The organism is Fictibacillus marinisediminis (assembly GCF_023149135.1).
In the GTDB taxonomy this organism is placed as follows: domain Bacteria; phylum Bacillota; class Bacilli; order Bacillales; family Fictibacillaceae; genus Fictibacillus_C; species Fictibacillus_C marinisediminis.
Genome location: NZ_JAIWJX010000002.1, coordinates 1,596,463 through 1,615,919, shown reverse-complemented (window position 1 = coordinate 1,615,919; position 19,457 = coordinate 1,596,463). Strand labels below are relative to the sequence as shown.

The following is a 19,457-nucleotide window of genomic DNA, read 5'->3' as shown; positions in this document are numbered from 1 at the left end:
AAACCGCGGAAGTAAATTCCGCGGTTTTTTTCAATCGATAATATTAATGTTATAGTCGTTCAGCCAAGTATCGATTTGAGACAGATGGGCCATGAGCTGCGGCCCAGTCATTAGCTGGCCGAACCAAGGAACTTTAAATGCTTCACCGTTTGTATCAATAATCGCCTGAACTTTTTCTTTTTTTATCAATTCCAGTATAGGTGAACTGCTGTTATCGATGATCGACTGAAGCCACTCTTTCACACTTTGCGTATAGTTTGGATTATGTGTTTTCGGATAAGGGCTTTTCTTTCTATGAAGAACTTCATCCGGCAGGATTCCGGTAAGTGCTTTTCTGAGAAGGCCCTTTTCCCGCCCTTCCAGCATCTTCATCTCCCACGGTATGTTCCAGGCGTATTCAACGATCCGGTGGTCAGCAAACGGTACCCTGACCTCCAGACTTGCCCCCATGCTCATTCGGTCCTTACGATCGAGTAATGTTGTCATAAACCAGATCATGTTTAAGTAAAAAATCTCCCTGCGTTTCGCCTCCACTCCCGTTTCTCCATCAAGCCTTGGCATTTCCGCGAGTGATTCATGGAACCGCTGTTTCACATAGGAAGATAGATTTAGCTTATTCTTCCAATGATCATGCAGCAGATCTTCCCGCTCAGCCGTTGAACTCATCCATGGAAAAAGGGGCCTGTTCATAACTTTTGGTTTATGAAACCATGGATAACCGCCAAAAATTTCATCGGCACACTCACCGGAAAGTGCAACCGTGGAATGATCTTTAATCAGTCTGCAGAACCAAAGCAATGAGGAATCAACATCAGCCATTCCCGGAAGATCCCTTACTGCTACTGATTCCCGAAGGTGATTGACCAGCAGCTCTGTGTCAATGACACAATTGTGATGGACGGAGCCTGTGGCTTCCACCATCTTTTGAATAAATGGACCGTCGGCGTTCGGCTGGAAATCACTCGCTTTAAAATACTTGTCATTATCCACATAATCGATGCTGAACGTGTGGAGCCGCCCTCTATTCTCTGATTTAAAATGCTCTGCCGCAATTGCGGATATCACACTTGAGTCAAGGCCTCCCGATAAAAGGTGGAAACCGGCACATCGGCAACAAGCTGCCGTTGAACAGCATCCACCACCAGCTCTCTCACATTGGATACGGTTTCCTCCAGCGAATGAGGATGACACTCGCTCTTCACGTTCCAATACCGCCAAAGCCTTTGACCGTTTCTATCAAACGTTAAACCATGGCCGGGCCTAAGTTCACTGACTCCTTTAAACACACCATGTCCCGGAGTCCTTGATGGCCCCAGCCCGAAAACTTCCTGAAGACCTTCCCTCTCCAGTTCGGCTTTTACATCAGGATGAGCCAGGATCGCTTTTAATTCCGAACCGAACAAAAGACGTCCTCCCGCTATAGAGTAAAACAGCGGTTTGACACCAAGACGGTCTCGTGCTAGAAACAATTTTTCTTTTTGGGAATCCCAGATCGCAAAAGCAAAGATCCCATTAAAGTGATCAATACAGCTTTCTCCCCATTCAATATAGGAAATGAGAAGCACTTCGGTATCAGAATGACCTTCAAACTGGTACCCTTTTTTCAACAGTTCTTTTCTTAAATCCTCGGTGTTATAAAGCTCACCATTATAACAAAGTGTGCAAGGGGCGTTCTCTTCCCCCCTCGTCATCGGCTGTGCGCCGCCTTCAAGATCCACAACCGCCAGCCTTGCATGGCCGAAGCCTGCATGAGTGCGGCTCCATACGTTCAAAGCGTCCGGCCCGCGCTTCGATAATGTAGCTGCCATTTTAATCAATGTTTTATTTTCCTGTGAAACGTCGCGCTTCCAGTCTATCCATCCAGTAATCCCGCACACCGTCATCACCCTTTCCATTCGGATGCTGATTCATCCTTCCATAAGCGCCCAATACTTACTTTATGCAGGTAAGTGAGAATGGTTCACCGGTATGAGTGTGTAATTATTCAAGATTGAAAAGCTTGCAAACCAGCCATTAAAAAAACTGCAGCAAAGGAAGCTCCCTTTGCTGCAGTCAAGTGTGTAGCCTGATTATTTAACAGCTGTTTCCTGTTTATCGTAGATGGGCACCCAGCCTTCCTTTGATTTAAAGATTCGGACGGCCACAACTTTGCGGTCATCCATGAGTGTAAAGTAATGGCGATAGTTTTCAGGTACAGAAATGAGATCTCCTGGCTCCAGCTCAACGTCAAAAAATCGTCCCTCTGGCCCTTCAATCGCAAAAATACCGTGTCCGCTCACAATAAATCGTACTTCATCATCGGAATGGTGATGCTCTGCCAAAAAGTTTTTAAGCAGCTCATCAAGATTTGGAGTATCCGGTGACAGGGCAATTATATCTTCTGTCACGTATCCTCTTCTTTCTGACAGTTCATCAATTTCTTTTCTAAAGACCTGAATGATTTCTGCTTTCTCTTCATCACTTAAAGAATAGTTTTCTTTCAGGTGTGCAGGAAGTTTTTCAATATCCCAATTTTCGTAGATTACTCCCTGGCTTTCAAGATAATCACTAACCTTCTTAAGTTCTTCATACCTTTCATTGTTATCATGAAAACGTAATTGCGCCATATGGCATCCCCCTATGCTCGTTTTATATAAGTGATGGTTGTCCACCATGAAACTGCATTAATGATTTCATTTTAATATGATAGGAAAATAGAAACTCAATTGCTTCCAAGTGCCTTTTCGCCTCAAATCCCGATTTGCCCCAAACGGTGATTCCGTGGTTTCGAATAAGGACAGCTCTTGTATCAGGACCGATTGCCTTTCCGAAGCTTTCGGCCAATATCTTAAGATCCGCATAGTTCTCAATAATGGGAACCGTGATGGACCCCTCTTCCTCCCAGATGTTAAAGGCCTTGATCAGTTCCTGCCCTTTGAAAGTAACCTGCCCCTCTCCTGCATACAATTCTGAAATCACATTATTGTCCACAGTATGCACATGGAGACAGCAGCCCGCATCGGTCAGCTGGTATACTTTTGAATGAAGACCGGTTTCAGCTGAAGCGCGGAGATGCGTTGGATCAACCGCATTTCCCTCTGAATCCACCAATAGAAAATCCTCAGTCGTCCTTCTTCGCTTATCCTTTCCGCTTGCGGTAACCAAGAAGGTAAGCGGTTGATCACTTACCTTAATGGACAGGTTTCCGCTTGTTCCTGGAAACCAGTCCCTTTGTGCCAATTCATCCTTAATGTCCGCCAGTTCTGTCCATAGCGCATCAAGCGTACTCAAACTCTCACTCCCTTTTCTTCAAGATACTGTACAATCTCATAAAAAGTAGAGAAAGGATCGTATGCAATGCTGAGTTCTTCGCATTTCTCGATCAGGAAATCTCTGGCAAACACTTTATCCGCAATCTTGGCGGCCTGCAGGTCTGTAATGGAATCACCGATCACAATTTTTTCATAACGGGAAGAATCGTAGCCTCTCAGTATAGTAGGTTTACAGCATCCACAATCATTGCTGCAGGAGGAATCGCAGGAATGCGGCCAAAGAATCTGTATCGTCTCTCCCTGAAAATTACTCCCGTTGCAATAAATCTTATTTTGATTAATTATTCCATCAAGCATTGGATAAACGAAAAAATCAATTCCACCGCTGACGATAAACAGTGGGATATTGTGTTCTTTTGTATAAGCTGCAAATTCATTAAATCCTTCTCGAATTTTTGCTGTTGAGAGGACATAGCTCACAATCTCATTCTTCCTGTCGGATGGAATAAGGGAAAAGAGTTTCTCTACACCTTCCCGGATAGAGATCTCCTGATTTAGAATTTGATCTTTAATGAGTTCCCAGCCGTTCGGAGCAAAATTCTTCATGATATCGATAATATTATCTTTTTCGGTAATCGTACCGTCAAAGTCACAAAAGATAATTTTCGTTTTGCTCATGCTTTTACCAATCCGCCCCACAACTCAAGCGCTTCCTTTAAAGGTTTACTTTCCTGGCTGATCTGTTCAAGAGATTTGTTTAGCATCAATCCATCGATTGCATCGCGGAAAGCTCTGCCGCCGTCCACAGCTCCTCCTGGATGGCCGTGAACACCCCCACCAGCATTAATAATGCTTTCAATGCCAAAATCCTGAAGCAAGAGCGGTGTTAAACCAGGATGGATTCCTGCTGATGGTACCGGGAATGCCCCTTTCCAGTTTGCATCCTTCTCAGTCAGTTCGCCTGCAATGCCGATTGCATCTTCTTTTCGAAGAGCGACACTGCCATATGGTGACGGGAACAATACGAGATCCGCTCCTGCAAGGCGGAGCAGTTTACCAAGAAGCAGACGGTTGGAGATACCATAAAATTCCGATGGTGTAATCGCGCCTGATACGGCAGGATGTGCCATGATCGGAAGGCTAATGTCTGGATCTTCTGCTAAACTTTGCAAGACGTCAAGCCCATAGGCGAAAACGTTAAAGAGTAATGCGCTTGCCCCTAGCTCTGCCGCTTTTTTTGCTTTATCTTTCAGATCATAGGTTCGCCCTGTCAAATTCACCGCATACAGTGTCTTATGTCCGGTCTCTTGTTCAGTTGCCGTTAATACTTCTTTAGCAGCTGTTATTCGTTCTTCAAATGGTGTCAGCGGATTATCAAACAGGATTTCATCATCTTTTACGAGATCCACTCCGCCCAGCGCTTGTTCCTTCAGCTGATTCTTGAAATATTGAAGATCCCTGCCGATCACACCTTTAAAAATACTCATTAGAAGAGGCCTTTCAAAAACCCCCAGCTGATTGCGAATTCCATCAATTCCAAAAGAAGGTCCAGGAAAAGCCGAAGCCAATTCAGGGGAAAAATCAAGATTGATCAGCTTTACTTCTCCATCCAACGATAGTTTACCGAAAACAGTCGTCAAGATCGCCGGCAAGTCCGGTGTGAAGTTAGCGGCAGGATACGCGATTTTAAGAAGAGCCTGTTTTCTGGACGAGCCAAAGTATTGATTTACCCTCGTATCTTCGGGCAATTCATTGATTTCCACTACGTGGCCTTTATGGTTTCGCAGCTGTTCTTTCTGAAGATCCGGCAAGTCCGTCCATGAACCGACCGTCAGTCCGAGTGCAATTCCTTCAGCTTTTTTCTCAAAGTTGCCTTTTGGATCATGAACCAGATAGGTTGCAGTTATTGTCGACATGCTGAAATCCCTCCGAAAGCATAGATTTATTCCAATAAAAAACCTCTTCCCGAGGGAAGAGGCATAATAAACAAAAAGATACCGCTCCCTCTTATCTGTCAGCTGCCGCTGCAAGAATTAGCACCGTTTTTATCCTAAAGGATAAGCCGGTTGCCGGGCTTCATAGGGCTAGTCCCTCCACCTGCTCTTGATAAGAGAATAAATAAAATTATTCGAATGTTAGAATTACTTGTGATTATGACAGGTTACAAAAAATCTGTCAATCTCTTAAATGTACAACACTATCAAAATAATTTCAGCTGGGCAATCCGAACAACGGCTTCCTTCAGCCTGTTCTCATCCGTTAATAGCCCTGCTCTAACATAACCGTCTCCTTCTTTGCCAAAACCGATGCCTGGTGCAACAACGACATGTGCATGCTCCAGGAGATAATCTGCAAAACTTTCAGAGGTGAACCCTGAGGGAACAGGGAGCCAACAGAAGAAGGATCCTTTAGGGGCAGTCACATCCCAGCCGATCTCCCTCAATCCTGAAATAAACACATCACGCCGTTTTTCATACATGGAGACCAGATTTTCCACGCACTCCTGCGGCCCCAGGAGTGCTTTAGCTGCAGCTTCCTGTACAGCTGGGAAAAGGCTGACATAGAAGTGGTCCTGAAGAAGATTAATGCTTTCAATCACACACTCGTTCCCGATGGCAAAGCCTACTCTCCAGCCAGCCATGTTATACGTCTTGCTCATCGTATAGATTTCGACACCCTGTTCTTTCGCACCAGGAACCTGCAGATAGCTGACCGGTTTCTCGTTTTCAAATCCGATGGCTCCATAGGCAAAATCATGGACGACTAAAATATTATGCTTTTCGGCAAAGCTTACTGTATCTTTAAAGAACGGCACTGTCGCTACACCCGCCGTTGGATTATTCGGATAGTTCAAGAACATGAGTTTTGCCCGTTCTGCATCCTCTTGTGAGATTTCAGCGTAATCAGGCAGGAAATCATTTTCCTCTTTAAGAGGCATCATGCTCATCTCAGCTTCCGCCATGGCAAGTCCTGACCAGTAATCGGGATATCCAGGGTCAGGGACCAAGGCTAGGTCACCTTTGTTCAAAAAACATTGTGAAATCTCTACTAAACCTGCTTTACCTCCGAATAAGACAGCTACTTCTTTTTTAGGATCAACTTCTACGCCGAATTCTTTCTTGTAATGTTCAGCAACTGCCTCTTTTAAAAAATCATAACCCCTGAACGGAGAATATTTATGATATTGCGGGTTATGAGCAGCCTCCTGCAAAGCGGCCACAATATGCGGAGGAGTGGGCTGGTCAGGGTTTCCCTGGCCAAGGTTGATGATATCATGCCCTTTAGAAGCAGCAGCACTCACCTTTCCTACCAGCTTTGCAAAAAATTGTTCAGGCAGCCGCGATAAAGCTTCTGCTTGCTGGAATTGTTTCACGGTTACACATCCTGTCTTTCGTAATTTTCTTGAAATTCTAATCAATTATGTTATACGCTTAATTAAAATCTGTCAAAACGTTTTAATGGAGGATAGCATGAAACTTACTGTTGCAGCGATACAAATGGATATTCAGCTTGGCAATCCCAAGCAAAATATTAAGAGGGCTTCAAAACGAATTGAACAGGCAGCAATGAAAAAACCAGATGTGATTGTTCTTCCTGAACTGTGGACTACAGGCTATGATCTAGAAAGACTAGATGAGATAGGAGATACAAACGGCGAGGAGATCAAACGATTAATGAGCGAGCTTGCCAGCAAATACCAAGTGAACATTGTTGCGGGTTCCATCGCTAAGAAAACGGATGAAGGAATCTATAACACCATGTATGCCTTTAACCGAAAAGGTAAGCAGATCGGCGAATACAGTAAACTCCATCTGATCCGGCTAATGCAGGAAGAAAAATATATTGCTCCGGGCTCCAGCAAAGGAAATTTCATGCTTGAAAACGTTCCGGCTGCCGGTGTCATCTGCTATGATATCCGTTTCCCCGAATGGATTCGCTCCCATATTCTTGAAGGCGCCTCTATCCTGTTTGTTCCTGCCGAGTGGCCGGCGCAGCGGCTGAGCCACTGGCGGAACCTGCTAATAACAAGAGCCATTGAGAACCAATGCTACGTTGTGGCATGCAACCGGGTCGGCAGTGATAAGAACAACACGTTCGCAGGTCACACGATGGTCATTGATCCCTGGGGAGAAATTATTGCAGAGACAGACGGAGAAGAAGAGACCATTTTGTTTGCTGAGGTCGACACTGATCTTGTTGAAGAAGTAAGAAACAGAATTCCTGTGTTTGAAGACAGACGTCCAGAATTTTATTAAAAAAAGATTTGACAGGACAATGGATAAGATTGTATGATTGCCATTGTAAATTATTATTGCATTCTGTTTTTTCTAACAATTTTATATTTGTTGTCTCTTATCAAGAGCAGGTGGAGGGAATTTGGCCCGATGAAACCCAGCAACCGACCGTAATACCATTGTAAAATGGGGCGTCTACTACTAGAAGCCTGGAGATCCAGTATGGCACGGTGCTAATTCCAGCAAAACTTTGTTTTGCAAGATAAGAGGCGTGGAAGCTATACATCCAGGCCTCTTTTCATACAGAAAAGAGGCCTTTTTACATACAAAAAATTCCGGAGGTAGTATAGATGGCAACAACCCTCAAACAGGCTTACAAACCACTGAATGAACAAACCGTGGTGGGGCTGGCACAAAAACTCAAACTGTTTTCTGATTATCAAAACATTAAAGTCAATGAGATTGGTGACGGTAATCTTAACCTTGTTTTTCGGCTAATCGAAGCAGATACAGGTAAATCCATTATCGTAAAGCAGGCACTTCCCTATGCCAAAGTTGTGGGAGAAAGCTGGCCGCTTACACTGGACAGGGCAAGGATTGAAAGCAGCTCTTTAATAAAATCAGCAGAATTTGCTCCTGAGCATGTTCCAGAAGTTTTTTATACAGACCAGGATCTCGCTCTCACTGTAATGGAAGACTTATCTTCTCACGTGATTCTGCGGAAAGGTCTGATCGAAGGGGTCAAATATCCTCATCTCGCACAGCACATCGGCACATTTATTGCCAAAAGCCTGTTCTATACGAGTGATTTCTATTTGCATCCTTTCGAGAAGAAAGAGCTTGTCCAGACGTTTACAAACCCTGAACTCTGCAAAATAACCGAAGACCTTGTATTTACTGACCCGTTTTATGACATCAACACCAACGATTTTCCTTCCGAGCTGAAGGAGGCCGTTTCCAAACTATGGAATGATACTCTCCTCAAACAGAGAGCTGCCTCTCTAAAATATAAATTTCTAACGCGTGCAGAGGCCCTGTTGCATGGTGACCTCCATACCGGAAGTATTTTCGTTACCGAAACTTCTACAAAATTAATAGATTCCGAGTTTGCTTATTATGGGCCTCAAGGCTTTGATATCGCCCACTTTTTTGCCAATATTGCATTGAATCATGCCTCACAGTCCTTTCATATCTCTGACAATCTTAGGCGCGAAGAATATCAGAGCTATTTGCTCAGCGTGATCAAAGACACTTGGGAAACCTTCACTGCCCATTACAGGGAACTGTGGAAAACAGAGGGTGTAGAGTCTGCAACCAAACTTCCTGAATTTGAGGAAGAGATTTTAAATAGTATTTTTACAGATATGATTGGTTTTGCAGGTTGTGAAGTGATCCGCCGCACGATTGGGCTTGCCCATGTCGAAGATCTTGATTCCATTGAAGACTTCAATGGCCAAATCGAGTTAAAAAAACGTGTGCTTAAGCTTGGAAGCGATTGGGTAAAGAACGCTGAGAGAATAAAAAATATCGATGAATTTATCACATACATCAGGAGTGTTTAATGATTATGAGTACGACAGAAACCTGGATTTCATCACTAAGATATAAAGGGGATCATCTTCTGCTGCTTGATCAGCAGCAGCTTCCCCGCCATACCGTCTACATTAATGTTACGACAATTGAACAAGTGTGGGATTGCATAAAAAAATTGCAAGTGAGAGGCGCACCTGCCATTGGAATCGCCGCAGCTTTTGGAATCGTGTTATGGGCAAAGGCCAACAATTCCCTGCCGTATGACGAGTTCAAGTCAAAGCTGTTGCAGCAAAAAGCTTACCTTGCCGGATCCCGGCCAACTGCGGTTAATTTGTTCTGGGCCCTCGACCGGGTCACAGGCTCTGCCGAACAAGCCCGAGATACTGAGGAAGCGGTTCAGCTGATTGAGCAAGAGGCACTTTTCATTCAGCAGGAAGATGAAGAAACTTGCCGTAAAATCGGGGAATACGCATTGACCTTGCTGAAAAACGGGGATTGTTTGATGACGCACTGCAACGCTGGCGGAATTGCAACTTCCCGGTATGGTACAGCTCTGGCTCCCATGTATTTAGCAAAAGAAAAAGGCTGGGACCTCTCAGTGTACGCTAATGAAACAAGACCGGTATTTCAAGGGGCGCGTTTAACAGCCTGGGAGCTGCAGCAGGCAGGTATTAATGTAACATTGATTACGGATAACATGGCTGCCCATACACTTAAAACAAAAAACATCGCTGCGGTCATCGTCGGCTGTGACAGAGTCGCTGCCAACGGAGATACCGCCAATAAAATCGGGACGTTCGGACTAGCCTTGCAGGCAAAAGCACTCGGCATTCCTTTTTATGTAGCCTCTCCTCTATCAACGATCGATTTGAACACATCAACTGGAGATGATATTCCCATTGAGGAAAGACCGGCAGAAGAAGTGACCCACTTTCAGGGAGAACCCATCGCACCAGAAGGCGTGAAGGTATTCAATCCGGCTTTTGATGTCACTCCCCATGAGTACATTACCGCCATCATTACCGAGAGGGGAATTGCATCAGGAAATTATAAAAAACAGCTTGCAAACTTTTTTAATAGCTAAAAAAAGCTCGCGGCCCTTTTGGGTCACGAGCTTTTTGTATGGTACGTATGAAACAATTCTTCAATTTCTGCCGCACAGACCGGCTTTCCGATGAAAAACCCCTGTACATGATCACAGCCATAATCCTTCAGGACAAGAAGCTGCTGTTTTGTTTCCACCCCTTCAGCAAGAGCAGTTACGGAAAGCCCTTTGCACATCGTGATGATCGCTCTGACGATGGCTGCATCTGTGGAACTGTGATCAGATTTCGTAAGGTTGCGGATGAATGATTGATCAATCTTAAGAATATCGATCGGAAAATCTTTTAAATAGCTCAATGAACTATATCCCGTGCCAAAATCATCGATGGATATTTTAATGCCGAGCTCCTTCAGTTCTTTCATGATGTTAATGCCATATTGTACATTTTCCACCATCATGCTTTCTGTCAGCTCCAAATGAAGGAACCTTGGATCAATTTTAGATCGCTGAAGCGCTTCTTTCACTTCATACACAAAATCCAGCTTTTGAAATTGCCTACCAGAAACATTCACGGATATAGAGATCTCACTGTTCATCGTCTCATGCCATTTTTTCAGCTGCTGGCATGCTTCATTTAATACCCATCTCCCAATGTTCCCGATCAGTCCGGTCTCTTCAGCAAGAGGGATGAAGTTCCCCGGGGAAACAATTCCAAGACGAGGATGGTTCCAGCGGACCAAAGCTTCGAGTGCGATGACCTTGCCATCATCCAAACTAATCTGGGGCTGAAAATACAGTGACAGTTCACCTTTTGGAATGGCATTCCGGAGAAAGCTCTCCATGGCAAGCCGTTCAATCGTGAACTCGTTCATCTCGCCTTTAAAGAACTCCCGCTCTCCCCTGCCTTTTGCTTTTGCCCGGTGAAGAGCAATTCCGGCATTTTTGATCAAAACATCCGGAGTCAGTCCGTCATCCGGATAGATGCTGATTCCCATCGAAGCTGTCAGAACAAATTCCTGATCATTATAAATAAGAGGAACAGCCAGAGTTTCTGATAGTTTCTCACTTACCCTTCCGGCTTCTTCCACACCTGACAGCTCGTTGATGACAACCATGAATTCGTCTCCGGCATATCGTGACAGCATGCATTGCCGCCCGATTCTTTTTTTCAGCTGTTTTGCCGCATACTTAAGAAAATGATCTCCGGCTTGATGCCCAAGACTCTCGTTAATCATTTTGAACTGATCAAGATCAATAAAAACAACCGCAGTTTTTTCTCCGATTTCCCTGGTTTTCCTTAAGCAGTTTTCCAGATGCTGTTCAAAGAGCATTCGGTTAGGAAGTCCGGTCAATAGATCATGAAACGCAAGGTGAGCGATTTTTTCTTCTGCTTCCTTTTGCTTTGTAACATTCTTACCGATCCCATAAACACCAACCACTTCTCCGTTAACGATAATCGGAAGGTTGGTGATGCAGAATTCGAGCGGATGCCCTTTTTTATGATAAAGCTTAGCTGTAAAACATTGCGTCTGCCCATGTATGGTGAGGTTAAAGCAGTTGCTTACCTTTAATTTATCTTCCTCTGAAACATAGGTGATCGCCGTCGTTTTCAATACTTCAGGCTGTCTGTACCCAAGCATTCTGGTCAAAGAGGCGTTCACACTCGTAATCATGCCTGTGAGATCCATAGAGTAGATCAAGTCAGGGTTATGATCAAACAGAGATTTATAGCGCTGTTCAGATTCTTGAAGGCTGGCATTTAGCTTAATCATTTCAACAGTTGATGCCTTCACTAAGTGAGACAGTGCCATTATTTCTTCGTTATCATTCTTCATCATGAGCACCTCGATCTATTCAAATGCCAATATACAGTTCTCTGTATTCTTTATCGGCATCGGCTGCTCATTTGTTTACACAAACTTCATCGCTTCATTAAAAGCTCATCGGCAATACAGAATAGCCGTAATAAAACACAAGAGCCAGCGCAAGCACAAAGGTGATCCAGCGGGTTTTTTTCAGTTCATTGCGTTTTTCACCGTAAAGCATAACCTCCATCTGTCCAATGACAGCCAGCCCAAGTACACCTTTAACAATAAGCGGACCAATATTCACGGCACCGGCCTGAATCCACAAATAAATGAGAGCAGCACCCGAAAAAATGGTCGTTACATAGAGCAGGCGCAAAATCATATGAAGAATTTTAGAAAATTTTTTATTTTTTCTTTTGTATAGGCTATAAGTCACAAAGAACAGAATAAGCGCTATACCCCACGAAAAGACATGCATATGCAACATATTTATTTCCTCCTATGTATAATCCTCCACTTTACTATACCACGAACTTTTTCAGCTCGGGAAATACGAGAATTTAAGGTAGGAAGAAAGCCTTTTCATTGCTATAATGTAAAAAGGATTCACCATAAACTACAGATTGGAGTGAGAGATATGATTAAAACAGAAAACATCATCTCCAAAACAGAACAATTCGGGGCGAATAACTATCACCCACTTCCAATAGTCATTTCCAAAGGCGAAGGTGTTTGGGTTTATGACCCGGAAGGAAACAAATATATGGATATGCTCAGTGCCTACTCTGCGGTAAACCAGGGGCACAGACATCCTAAAATTATTGAAGCCTTAAAAGATCAGGCAGACCGAATCACGTTAACATCTCGTGCTTTCCACAATGATCAGCTTGGTAACTTTTATGAAAAAGTAACTGATCTCACAGGAAAGAACATGGTTCTTCCGATGAACACAGGTGCTGAAGCGGTTGAAACAGCTATTAAAACTGTCCGTCGCTGGGCGTATGACGTAAAAGGCGTTCCTGCCAACCAGGCAGAAGTCATCGCTTGTGAAGGCAACTTCCACGGCCGTACAATGACAGCGGTTTCCATGTCTTCTGATGAAGAGTACAAACGCGGATTCGGGCCGATGCTCCCTGGCATCAAACTGATTCCTTACGGTGATCTTGAAGCGTTGAAGCAAGCGATCACACCGAATACGGCAGCTTTCATCATGGAACCGATCCAGGGTGAAGCAGGAATCGTGATCCCGCCCGAAGGTTTCTTAAAACAAGCACGAGAGCTTTGTAAAGAAAACAACGTCCTTTTCGTAGCGGACGAGATTCAATCTGGTTTAGGCCGTTCAGGCAAGCTGTTTGCCTGTGACTGGGAAGAAGTTGTTCCAGACATGTACATTCTCGGAAAAGCATTGGGCGGCGGCGTTATGCCAATTTCATGTGTAGCTGCTGATAAAGATATTCTTGGCGTATTTAATCCAGGCAGCCACGGATCAACATTTGGCGGAAACCCGCTTGCATCTGCTGTTTCTGTTGCTTCTCTTGAAGTTATTGAAGAAGAAAATCTGGTTGAGCGTTCATTGCAGCTAGGAGAGCACTTCTTGAACGAACTAAAATCGATTGATAATCCGGTCATTACAGAAGTCCGCGGCCGTGGATTATTCATTGGGGTTGAGCTTAGCGAAGCGGCCCGCCCCTATTGCGAGAAGCTGAAAGAAGAAGGGCTCCTCTGCAAAGAAACACACGAAAACGTTATCCGTTTTGCTCCACCGCTCATCATTTCAAACGAAGATTTGGACTGGGCGATCGATCGCATAAAAAAAGTATTATCTGTTTAACACAATAAGAAGGAACAGGCTGGAAGTACTTCCAGCCTGTTTTTTTGTTGGACTACTGATCTGAAAGGATGGGCGGAGTGAGGTGAGGCCACACATGTGAATTGACGCGCGAAAAAGACAAAAAATTCAGTAATGATCAATTATTTCGAGTTAGGCTCAATTCCCTGGGTTTTTGGCACAATTATTCCCTTGTTTCGCTCAATGACTGCCCCAATTCTCTCAATTCGGTTTAAAAGACCAAAAAAAAGCATGGTTACTGCTCTTCAAGCAGCCCATGCTTTCCTCTCTTTATAGCGCCTTCACCATACCTCCGTCGATCAGGAACGATTGTCCTGTAATGTAAGTGTTGGCTTCCGAGCCTAAGTAAACAATGGTCTTAGCAAATTCTTCTGGTGTACCATAACGGCCGAGCGGAATGCTCTTTTCCACCTGTTCCTTCACCTGTTCAGGGCTCACAGAGTGTAAAGCTGCTGCTTTGCCATCGAGCTCCGCCACCCGGTCGGTACCGATACGGCCAGGGCCGATCGTGTTAATGAGGATGCCGTCCTTGCCCAGCTCCTGAGATAAGCTTTTGGACAAGCCATTAATGGCAGTCCTGAACGTGTTGGATAGAATGAGCCCATCGATCGGCTGTTTAAATGAAGAAGAGGCAATGTTAACAATTCTGCCTCCGCCATTCTCCCTCATGTAAGGAAGAACCTCTCGAACCGTACGAACCAAACTCATAAGAGTCAGGTTGAACGCAAACTCCCACTCTTCATCTCTTAACGAATCAAAAGTCCCAGCCGGCGGTCCACCAGCGTTGTTTACAAGGACATCAATTTTCCCGAACGCGTCTGCGGCTGCTTTCACGAGCCGCGAAATCTCTTCTTTTTGAGTAATATCACACACTGCATATTCTACCCGGCTTCCTGTTTTCTTTCTGATTTCATCAGCCGTAGCCATTAATGCTTGTTCATCACGGCTTGTAATCATGACGGCCGCACCTTCTTCGGCAAATTTCATCGCTGTTGCCCGTCCAAGTCCTTTGCTGGAGGCCAGCACGAGCACTGCTTTATCTCTTAATCCTAAATCCATAATTAATCTCCTCCCACTTCCTGCTCTCACTGAAAATTAATCAGATGACAATGCTAACGTACTTCGTTTCAAGATACGCTTCCATGCCTTCCGTACCGCCTTCTCTGCCGATGCCGCTTTCCTTGAATCCTCCAAATGGTGCCTGAGCAGCGGAAGGGACACCATCATTCCAGCCGATGATGCCGTAGTCAAGCCCTTCGATCAAACGTGTGCCTCTCGACATACTTTCTGTGTAAACATACGCCGCAAGGCCAAATGGACTGCTGTTTGCAAGCCTGATTCCCTCTTCGTCTGAATTGATTTTCTGCACAGGAAGCACAGGCCCGAATGTCTCTTCATTCATAATAAGCATGTCATGGTTTACATCTTTTAGAACAGTAGGTTCATAGAAGCAGGCATTGCCTTCGTCCTTACCTTTTCCCCCCAGAACACAAGCTGCTCCCTTTTCAACCGCATTATCAACATGCTCTTTGATTTTTTCATAGCCGTCCCTGTTGATGATCGGACCAATGTCTGTGGCCTCATCCATCCCATTTCCGACTTTCAACTTGCGCGTCGCTTCAACAAGCAATTTTATAAACTCTTCATATATGCTCTCATGGACATACACGCGGTTGATACAAATACAGGTCTGGCCTGCGTTTCTAAATTTGGAAGCGACGATGCCTTTCACCGCTTTATCAAGATCCGCATCATCCAGGACGATTGAAGGGGCATGGCCGCCAAGTTCCATGGATACATTTTTTACGGTCCTGGCACTTTGCTCGATCAGCATTTTTCCAACTTCCGTCGATCCTGTAAAAGTCACCTTTTTCACCTTGTCACTGTCCATAATCTGTTCGGCAATTACCGAAGACGGACCAGTAAGCAGATTCACAACACCTTTTGGAAAACCAGCCTTTTCACAGAGTTCTACCAGTTTAATAGCCGTCAGCGGAGTTTCTTTCGGTGGCTTTACGATAAATGTGCAGCCTGCAGCCAAAGCCGGGCCGAGCTTTCGGGTAATCATCGCCGCCGGAAAGTTCCATGGCGTTATCGCTGCCACGACACCAACCGGCTGTTTGATCACCTGCATCCTTTTGTTTTCAGCGGAAGCCGGTATAGAGCGGCCATACACACGCTTCCCTTCCTCTGAGTACCACTGAATGAAAGAAGCTGCATACTGAACCTCACCCAGCGACTCCTTCAATGGTTTACCCATTTCTTTTGTCATGATTTCCGCTATCTCTTCCTTCTGTTCAATCATCAGATCATAAAGCCTGTCCAAATAGGCAGAACGATCATAGGATGTTAAGCGGGACCAGGGGCCAAAAGCTTCATGTGCGGCTTCGATCGCTGCACGGGTTTCCTCCTTGCCGGCCGAAGCAACCGTTCCAACAAGCTCTCCGTTTGCGGGGTTTAACACTTCAATTTTTTTCAAATCACTGCCGGTCCATTCTCCATTAATATACAGTACTTTTTCCATCGGTCATGCCTCCTCAATCATTGAATTTCTTTCTACTCTTCCTTTTCTCCATGACCTTAAAACGTCCTAGATTACTTCATTGCTGAGGGTTCCGATTCCTTCTACGGTGATTTCCACTTGATCTCCGCTGTTAAGAAGTTTTGGCGGCTTAAATCCTTTACCGACTCCAGCCGGTGTGCCCGTTGCGATGATATCACCAGGTTCAAGGGTTGTTCCCGCCGAAAGCGCTTTAATAATTTCTGGTATGGTGAAAATAAAGTCTTTCGTATTGCCATCCTGCCTGACCTCGCCGTTCACTTTGGTGATCAGCTTCAGTTCATGGGGATCACCCAGGTATTCCTTCGGCACGATGCATGGCCCCATCGGGCAGGAACCATCCAGGCTTTTTCCGATTAAAAATTGCTTATGGCGCTTCTGCAAGTCTCTGGCCGTTACATCGTTGATAATCGTATAGCCGAAAACATGGTCCATCGCTTCTTCCGCCGTGATGCCGATTCCTATCTTCCCTATGACAACTGCCAGCTCACCTTCATAATCGAGCTCCTCTGTGATACCCTCATGCCTGGGAATGCCTGCTCCATGGCCGATAACAGACGTAGGAGCTTTAGAGAACATCATGACATGTTCTGGGATATCGGCTTCACTGCCCATCTCAATGGCGTGGTCCTTATAATTTTTTCCAACACAAAAGATATTCTTTGCCGGCCGCGGAATAGGAGCGAGCCATTGTAGATCAGGGTCGTCAAGACCGTATGTAAAGAGCAGGTTTTCGTGAAAAGTGTCTAATAATTGATTGATTTTATCCAAAAACACAGTACCGAGCTTTATTCCTTCCAGCATGGTTGCTGGAAATTCCATGTTTTTTTCTTTCGCAGCCATACTAAGATTGAACACTACATTTTGTTCCTCTATCAGTTTGCCTAAAAACAAGTCATTCTGATAGCAAGCAGCTACTAATTTCATAGGTTTCACCTTCCGTTTCTTTCTTTAGAGTTTACTGAATGCTTCATCAAAAAGGACAGCCATCTTGAGGTCTGTCTGCGTTAGCCCGCTCAAACTCCACGTTGTAAGCTTAACGGTGACAAGCTTGTAGTTCACTGTAATATAAGGATGATGCTGAAAACTTTCTGAAAGCTGTCCCACTTCACTGGCAAATTCAATCCCGTTCAGATAGTTTTCGAATCGGTATTTTTTCACCAGCCATTTTCCGTTTGTCAGCTTCCAATCCGGATGCCTCTCAATAAATCGTTCAATCACTTCTTCCGACAGCACTTCATCCATCCGAAATCCGCCTTTCTGCCCCTTATTAAAACTATAACTGAGCGATTGTTTAAACGTCAAAATATTCGGTCAACAGATCCGTTTTATTTCCCTATTTTTTTATGATAAAATAATTTGTTGAATAAAATTAACAGATATGAGGGATTGCTGTGAACATTGTAGTGAGCACACTCAATGCAAAATATATTCATACCTGCCTGGCACTCAGGTATTTAAAGGCTTATAGCGAACCGGATTTCCAAGTAGAAATGGCCGAGTATACCATTAAAGATCCCGCGATTAACATCGTGAGTGACCTCTATATGAAAAAGCCCGATGTTCTTGGCTTCAGCTGCTACATCTGGAATATTGAAGAAACGATAAAAGTCATCGAGATGATCAAAAAGATCAGCCCAGAAACAGCCATTATCCTTGGAGGTCCTGAGGTTTCCTATGACGTGGCCCATTGGCTCGACAGAATTCCAGATGCTGATTTCATTATCGTAAACGAAGGTGAAATCTCGTTTAAACATTTTCTTTCAGAGCACTCCGGAGAAAAACGCTATGAAAAAGTAGCGGGCTTGGCCTGGAGAAAAGAAGGAAAGCCAACGATTAACCCGCCGCGCGAAAAATTAGATCTCAAAACCGTTGCGAGCCCCTACCGTTTCCAAGAAGATTTGGATCAGCTCTCCAAGCGGGTGACCTATTTTGAGACAAGCAGAGGCTGTCCTTATTCCTGTGCGTTCTGTCTCTCTTCCATTGAAGTAGGTGTCCGGTATTTTGACATCCAAAAAGTAAAGGACGATCTTATCTTTATTATGGATAATGGGGCGAAGACGATCAAATTCGTCGACCGGACCTTTAACATCAAACGTGACTACGCTCTTGAAATGTTTCAGTTTCTTATTGAAAACAGGAGACCTGGCGTTGTATTTCAATTTGAGATCACAGCAGATATCATGCGCCCTGAGGTCATTGCCTATCTTAATGAAAATGCACCTGCAGGGCTTTTCCGTTTTGAAATCGGCGTACAATCCACCAATGATCATGTCAACGAACTTGTACAGCGAAGACAAAACTTCGAAAAGCTTACGCGGACGGTAATGACCGTTAAAGAAGGCGGAAAGATTGCACAGCATCTTGATCTCATCGCCGGGCTTCCAGAAGAAGACTATGCTTCCTTCCGTAAAACGTTTAATGATGTTTTCGCATTCGGTGTGGAAGAAGTACAGCTCGGCTTCTTAAAGATGCTTCGGGGAACCGGTTTGCGCCTGACTGCTGACCGCCATGAGTATGTTTATATGAATCACTCTCCTTATGAGATTTTGGGCAATAACGTGCTTTCGTTTGACGAAATCATAAAGATTAAGCGTGTAGAAGATGTGTTGGAAAAATACTGGAACGACCACCGAATGGACGAGACGCTTCACTATCTCATCCATCATGTGTTCGAATCCCCGTTCGATTTTTTCCAGGAATACGGAGATTATTGGGAAAGCAAAGGCTGGTCACGTATTGGACACCAGCTGGAGGATTTATTTGCGCGGCTTAAGGAGTTCTTGCAGCATCGCGGGACAGTACATGAAGAGGTGATCGAGAGTCTGATGAAATACGATTATTTCTCTCGTAAAAAACACCGTCCGCACCGCTCTTGGTGGAAGGAAACCCTTTCTAAAACAGAAACAGACCAATACAACCGCTGGATTAAAAATCATCCTGAACTTGTTTCGGAAGAGTTCGAAGTGTATGGTTTAAGTGAGAAGGATCTTGTAAAGCATACCGTTCTCGATCTAGTTCCATTTGATCTGCAGCACTACCTCCAGACACGTGAAATTAACGAAAACCCTGTTCTTTCTTTGATCTATTACCATCCGAAGACCCATGAACCGGAACACTACACCATTCCGCTTGAGCGCATTATGCTTGAAGAACAGCATTCTGTATAAATTTAA

Annotated in this window: 16 protein-coding genes, 1 pseudogene and 2 riboswitches; of the genes and pseudogenes, 5 read left to right on the top strand and 12 right to left on the bottom strand. The window is 44.5% G+C overall.

Translation table 11 applies throughout. The annotated features are described in order from the left end of the window. Positions 1–30 precede the first annotated feature (30 nt). The 6 genes and pseudogenes from asnB to LCY76_RS08745 all read right to left on the bottom strand — a co-directional run bounded on the left by asnB (position 31) and on the right by LCY76_RS08745 (position 6,624). Positions 31–1,895, bottom strand: a pseudogene (asnB, locus tag LCY76_RS08770) (asparagine synthase (glutamine-hydrolyzing)). A 174-nt stretch (positions 1,896–2,069) separates the two neighbouring features. After that, a complete protein-coding gene (locus tag LCY76_RS08765) occupies positions 2,070–2,606 on the bottom strand; it encodes a 1,2-dihydroxy-3-keto-5-methylthiopentene dioxygenase (protein WP_248252323.1) in 537 nt (178 codons plus the stop codon). A gap of 22 nt (positions 2,607–2,628) precedes the next feature. Next, positions 2,629–3,270 (bottom strand): methylthioribulose 1-phosphate dehydratase, encoded by a 642-nt coding sequence (locus tag LCY76_RS08760; RefSeq protein WP_248252322.1) that lies wholly within the window; start codon positions 3,268–3,270, stop codon positions 2,629–2,631. Further along, complete coding sequence (locus tag LCY76_RS08755) at positions 3,267–3,929, bottom strand: 2-hydroxy-3-keto-5-methylthiopentenyl-1-phosphate phosphatase (RefSeq protein ID WP_248252321.1); 663 nt, start codon at positions 3,927–3,929, stop codon at positions 3,267–3,269. Before LCY76_RS08755 ends, LCY76_RS08760 begins: the two co-directional genes overlap by 4 nt. After that, positions 3,926–5,167 (bottom strand): 2,3-diketo-5-methylthiopentyl-1-phosphate enolase, encoded by a 1,242-nt coding sequence (mtnW, locus tag LCY76_RS08750; protein WP_248252320.1) that lies wholly within the window; start codon positions 5,165–5,167, stop codon positions 3,926–3,928. Before mtnW ends, LCY76_RS08755 begins: the two co-directional genes overlap by 4 nt. Before the next feature lie 88 nt (positions 5,168–5,255). Beyond that, positions 5,256–5,364: riboswitch (SAM riboswitch) on the bottom strand. 87 nt (positions 5,365–5,451) lie between these two features. Continuing rightward, positions 5,452–6,624 (bottom strand): pyridoxal phosphate-dependent aminotransferase, encoded by a 1,173-nt coding sequence (locus tag LCY76_RS08745; protein WP_248252319.1) that lies wholly within the window; start codon positions 6,622–6,624, stop codon positions 5,452–5,454. Positions 6,625–6,709: 85 nt separating this feature from the next. On the opposite strand from LCY76_RS08745, the gene LCY76_RS08740 reads away from it, so the two are divergent. From LCY76_RS08740 to mtnA, 3 genes are all read left to right on the top strand, one after another. Beyond that, positions 6,710–7,507 carry a carbon-nitrogen family hydrolase gene (locus LCY76_RS08740; protein ID WP_419714933.1) on the top strand — a complete coding sequence of 266 codons (798 nt, stop codon included), beginning with the start codon at positions 6,710–6,712 and terminating at the stop codon, positions 7,505–7,507. Between the two features lie 94 nt (positions 7,508–7,601). Then, a riboswitch (SAM riboswitch) is annotated at positions 7,602–7,755 on the top strand. Between the two features lie 81 nt (positions 7,756–7,836). After that, positions 7,837–9,048: an S-methyl-5-thioribose kinase gene (gene mtnK, locus LCY76_RS08735; protein WP_248252317.1), complete on the top strand. Its 1,212-nt coding sequence runs from the start codon at positions 7,837–7,839 to the stop codon at positions 9,046–9,048. 5 nt (positions 9,049–9,053) lie between these two features. Then, positions 9,054–10,103, top strand: coding sequence for an S-methyl-5-thioribose-1-phosphate isomerase (gene mtnA / locus LCY76_RS08730; RefSeq protein WP_248254631.1), 1,050 nt, complete (start codon positions 9,054–9,056; stop codon positions 10,101–10,103). Between the two features lie 23 nt (positions 10,104–10,126). Here the strand turns inward: mtnA and LCY76_RS08725 are convergent, their stop codons facing one another. Together LCY76_RS08725 and LCY76_RS08720 are read right to left on the bottom strand one after the other, a co-directional pair. Further along, entirely contained in the window at positions 10,127–11,899 is a 1,773-nt protein-coding gene (locus tag LCY76_RS08725) for an EAL domain-containing protein (protein WP_248252316.1), read from the bottom strand. A 97-nt stretch (positions 11,900–11,996) separates the two neighbouring features. Then, complete coding sequence (locus tag LCY76_RS08720; protein WP_248252315.1) at positions 11,997–12,359, bottom strand: YisL family protein; 363 nt, start codon at positions 12,357–12,359, stop codon at positions 11,997–11,999. Positions 12,360–12,509: 150 nt separating this feature from the next. Between LCY76_RS08720 and LCY76_RS08715 the strand changes: the two genes are divergently transcribed. After that, positions 12,510–13,703 carry an ornithine--oxo-acid transaminase gene (locus tag LCY76_RS08715; protein ID WP_272885586.1) on the top strand — a complete coding sequence of 398 codons (1,194 nt, stop codon included), beginning with the start codon at positions 12,510–12,512 and terminating at the stop codon, positions 13,701–13,703. A gap of 288 nt (positions 13,704–13,991) precedes the next feature. Here the strand turns inward: LCY76_RS08715 and LCY76_RS08710 are convergent, their stop codons facing one another. The 4 genes from LCY76_RS08710 to LCY76_RS08695 all read right to left on the bottom strand — a co-directional run bounded on the left by LCY76_RS08710 (position 13,992) and on the right by LCY76_RS08695 (position 17,526). Beyond that, positions 13,992–14,780 (bottom strand): SDR family oxidoreductase, encoded by a 789-nt coding sequence (locus tag LCY76_RS08710; RefSeq protein WP_248252313.1) that lies wholly within the window; start codon positions 14,778–14,780, stop codon positions 13,992–13,994. A 40-nt stretch (positions 14,781–14,820) separates the two neighbouring features. Continuing rightward, positions 14,821–16,245, bottom strand: coding sequence for an NAD-dependent succinate-semialdehyde dehydrogenase (locus tag LCY76_RS08705; RefSeq protein WP_248252312.1), 1,425 nt, complete (start codon positions 16,243–16,245; stop codon positions 14,821–14,823). A gap of 66 nt (positions 16,246–16,311) precedes the next feature. Further along, a complete protein-coding gene (locus tag LCY76_RS08700) occupies positions 16,312–17,208 on the bottom strand; it encodes a fumarylacetoacetate hydrolase family protein (RefSeq protein ID WP_248252311.1) in 897 nt (298 codons plus the stop codon). 24 nt (positions 17,209–17,232) lie between these two features. Further along, positions 17,233–17,526, bottom strand: a complete 294-nt coding sequence (locus LCY76_RS08695) for a 4a-hydroxytetrahydrobiopterin dehydratase (RefSeq protein WP_248252310.1) — start codon at positions 17,524–17,526, stop codon at positions 17,233–17,235. Positions 17,527–17,681: 155 nt separating this feature from the next. Between LCY76_RS08695 and LCY76_RS08690 the strand changes: the two genes are divergently transcribed. Next, positions 17,682–19,451: a B12-binding domain-containing radical SAM protein gene (locus LCY76_RS08690; RefSeq protein WP_419714986.1), complete on the top strand. Its 1,770-nt coding sequence runs from the start codon at positions 17,682–17,684 to the stop codon at positions 19,449–19,451. Positions 19,452–19,457 lie beyond the last annotated feature (6 nt).

What these genes read in the sequence shown, in the direction of transcription:
- LCY76_RS08765 (WP_248252323.1), bottom strand. Translation starts at nt 2,606, where the DNA reads ATGGCGCAATTACGTTTTCATGATAACAATGAAAGGTATGAAGAACTT.
- LCY76_RS08755 (WP_248252321.1), bottom strand. Translation starts at nt 3,929, where the DNA reads ATGAGCAAAACGAAAATTATCTTTTGTGACTTTGACGGTACGATTACC.
- mtnW (WP_248252320.1), bottom strand. Translation starts at nt 5,167, where the DNA reads ATGTCGACAATAACTGCAACCTATCTGGTTCATGATCCAAAAGGCAAC.
- LCY76_RS08740 (WP_419714933.1), top strand. Translation starts at nt 6,710, where the DNA reads ATGGAGGATAGCATGAAACTTACTGTTGCAGCGATACAAATGGATATT.
- mtnK (WP_248252317.1), top strand. Translation starts at nt 7,837, where the DNA reads ATGGCAACAACCCTCAAACAGGCTTACAAACCACTGAATGAACAAACC.
- mtnA (WP_248254631.1), top strand. Translation starts at nt 9,054, where the DNA reads ATGAGTACGACAGAAACCTGGATTTCATCACTAAGATATAAAGGGGAT.
- LCY76_RS08725 (WP_248252316.1), bottom strand. Translation starts at nt 11,899, where the DNA reads ATGAAGAATGATAACGAAGAAATAATGGCACTGTCTCACTTAGTGAAG.
- LCY76_RS08720 (WP_248252315.1), bottom strand. Translation starts at nt 12,359, where the DNA reads ATGTTGCATATGCATGTCTTTTCGTGGGGTATAGCGCTTATTCTGTTC.
- LCY76_RS08715 (WP_272885586.1), top strand. Translation starts at nt 12,510, where the DNA reads ATGATTAAAACAGAAAACATCATCTCCAAAACAGAACAATTCGGGGCG.
- LCY76_RS08710 (WP_248252313.1), bottom strand. Translation starts at nt 14,780, where the DNA reads ATGGATTTAGGATTAAGAGATAAAGCAGTGCTCGTGCTGGCCTCCAGC.
- LCY76_RS08705 (WP_248252312.1), bottom strand. Translation starts at nt 16,245, where the DNA reads ATGGAAAAAGTACTGTATATTAATGGAGAATGGACCGGCAGTGATTTG.
- LCY76_RS08700 (WP_248252311.1), bottom strand. Translation starts at nt 17,208, where the DNA reads ATGAAATTAGTAGCTGCTTGCTATCAGAATGACTTGTTTTTAGGCAAA.
- LCY76_RS08695 (WP_248252310.1), bottom strand. Translation starts at nt 17,526, where the DNA reads ATGGATGAAGTGCTGTCGGAAGAAGTGATTGAACGATTTATTGAGAGG.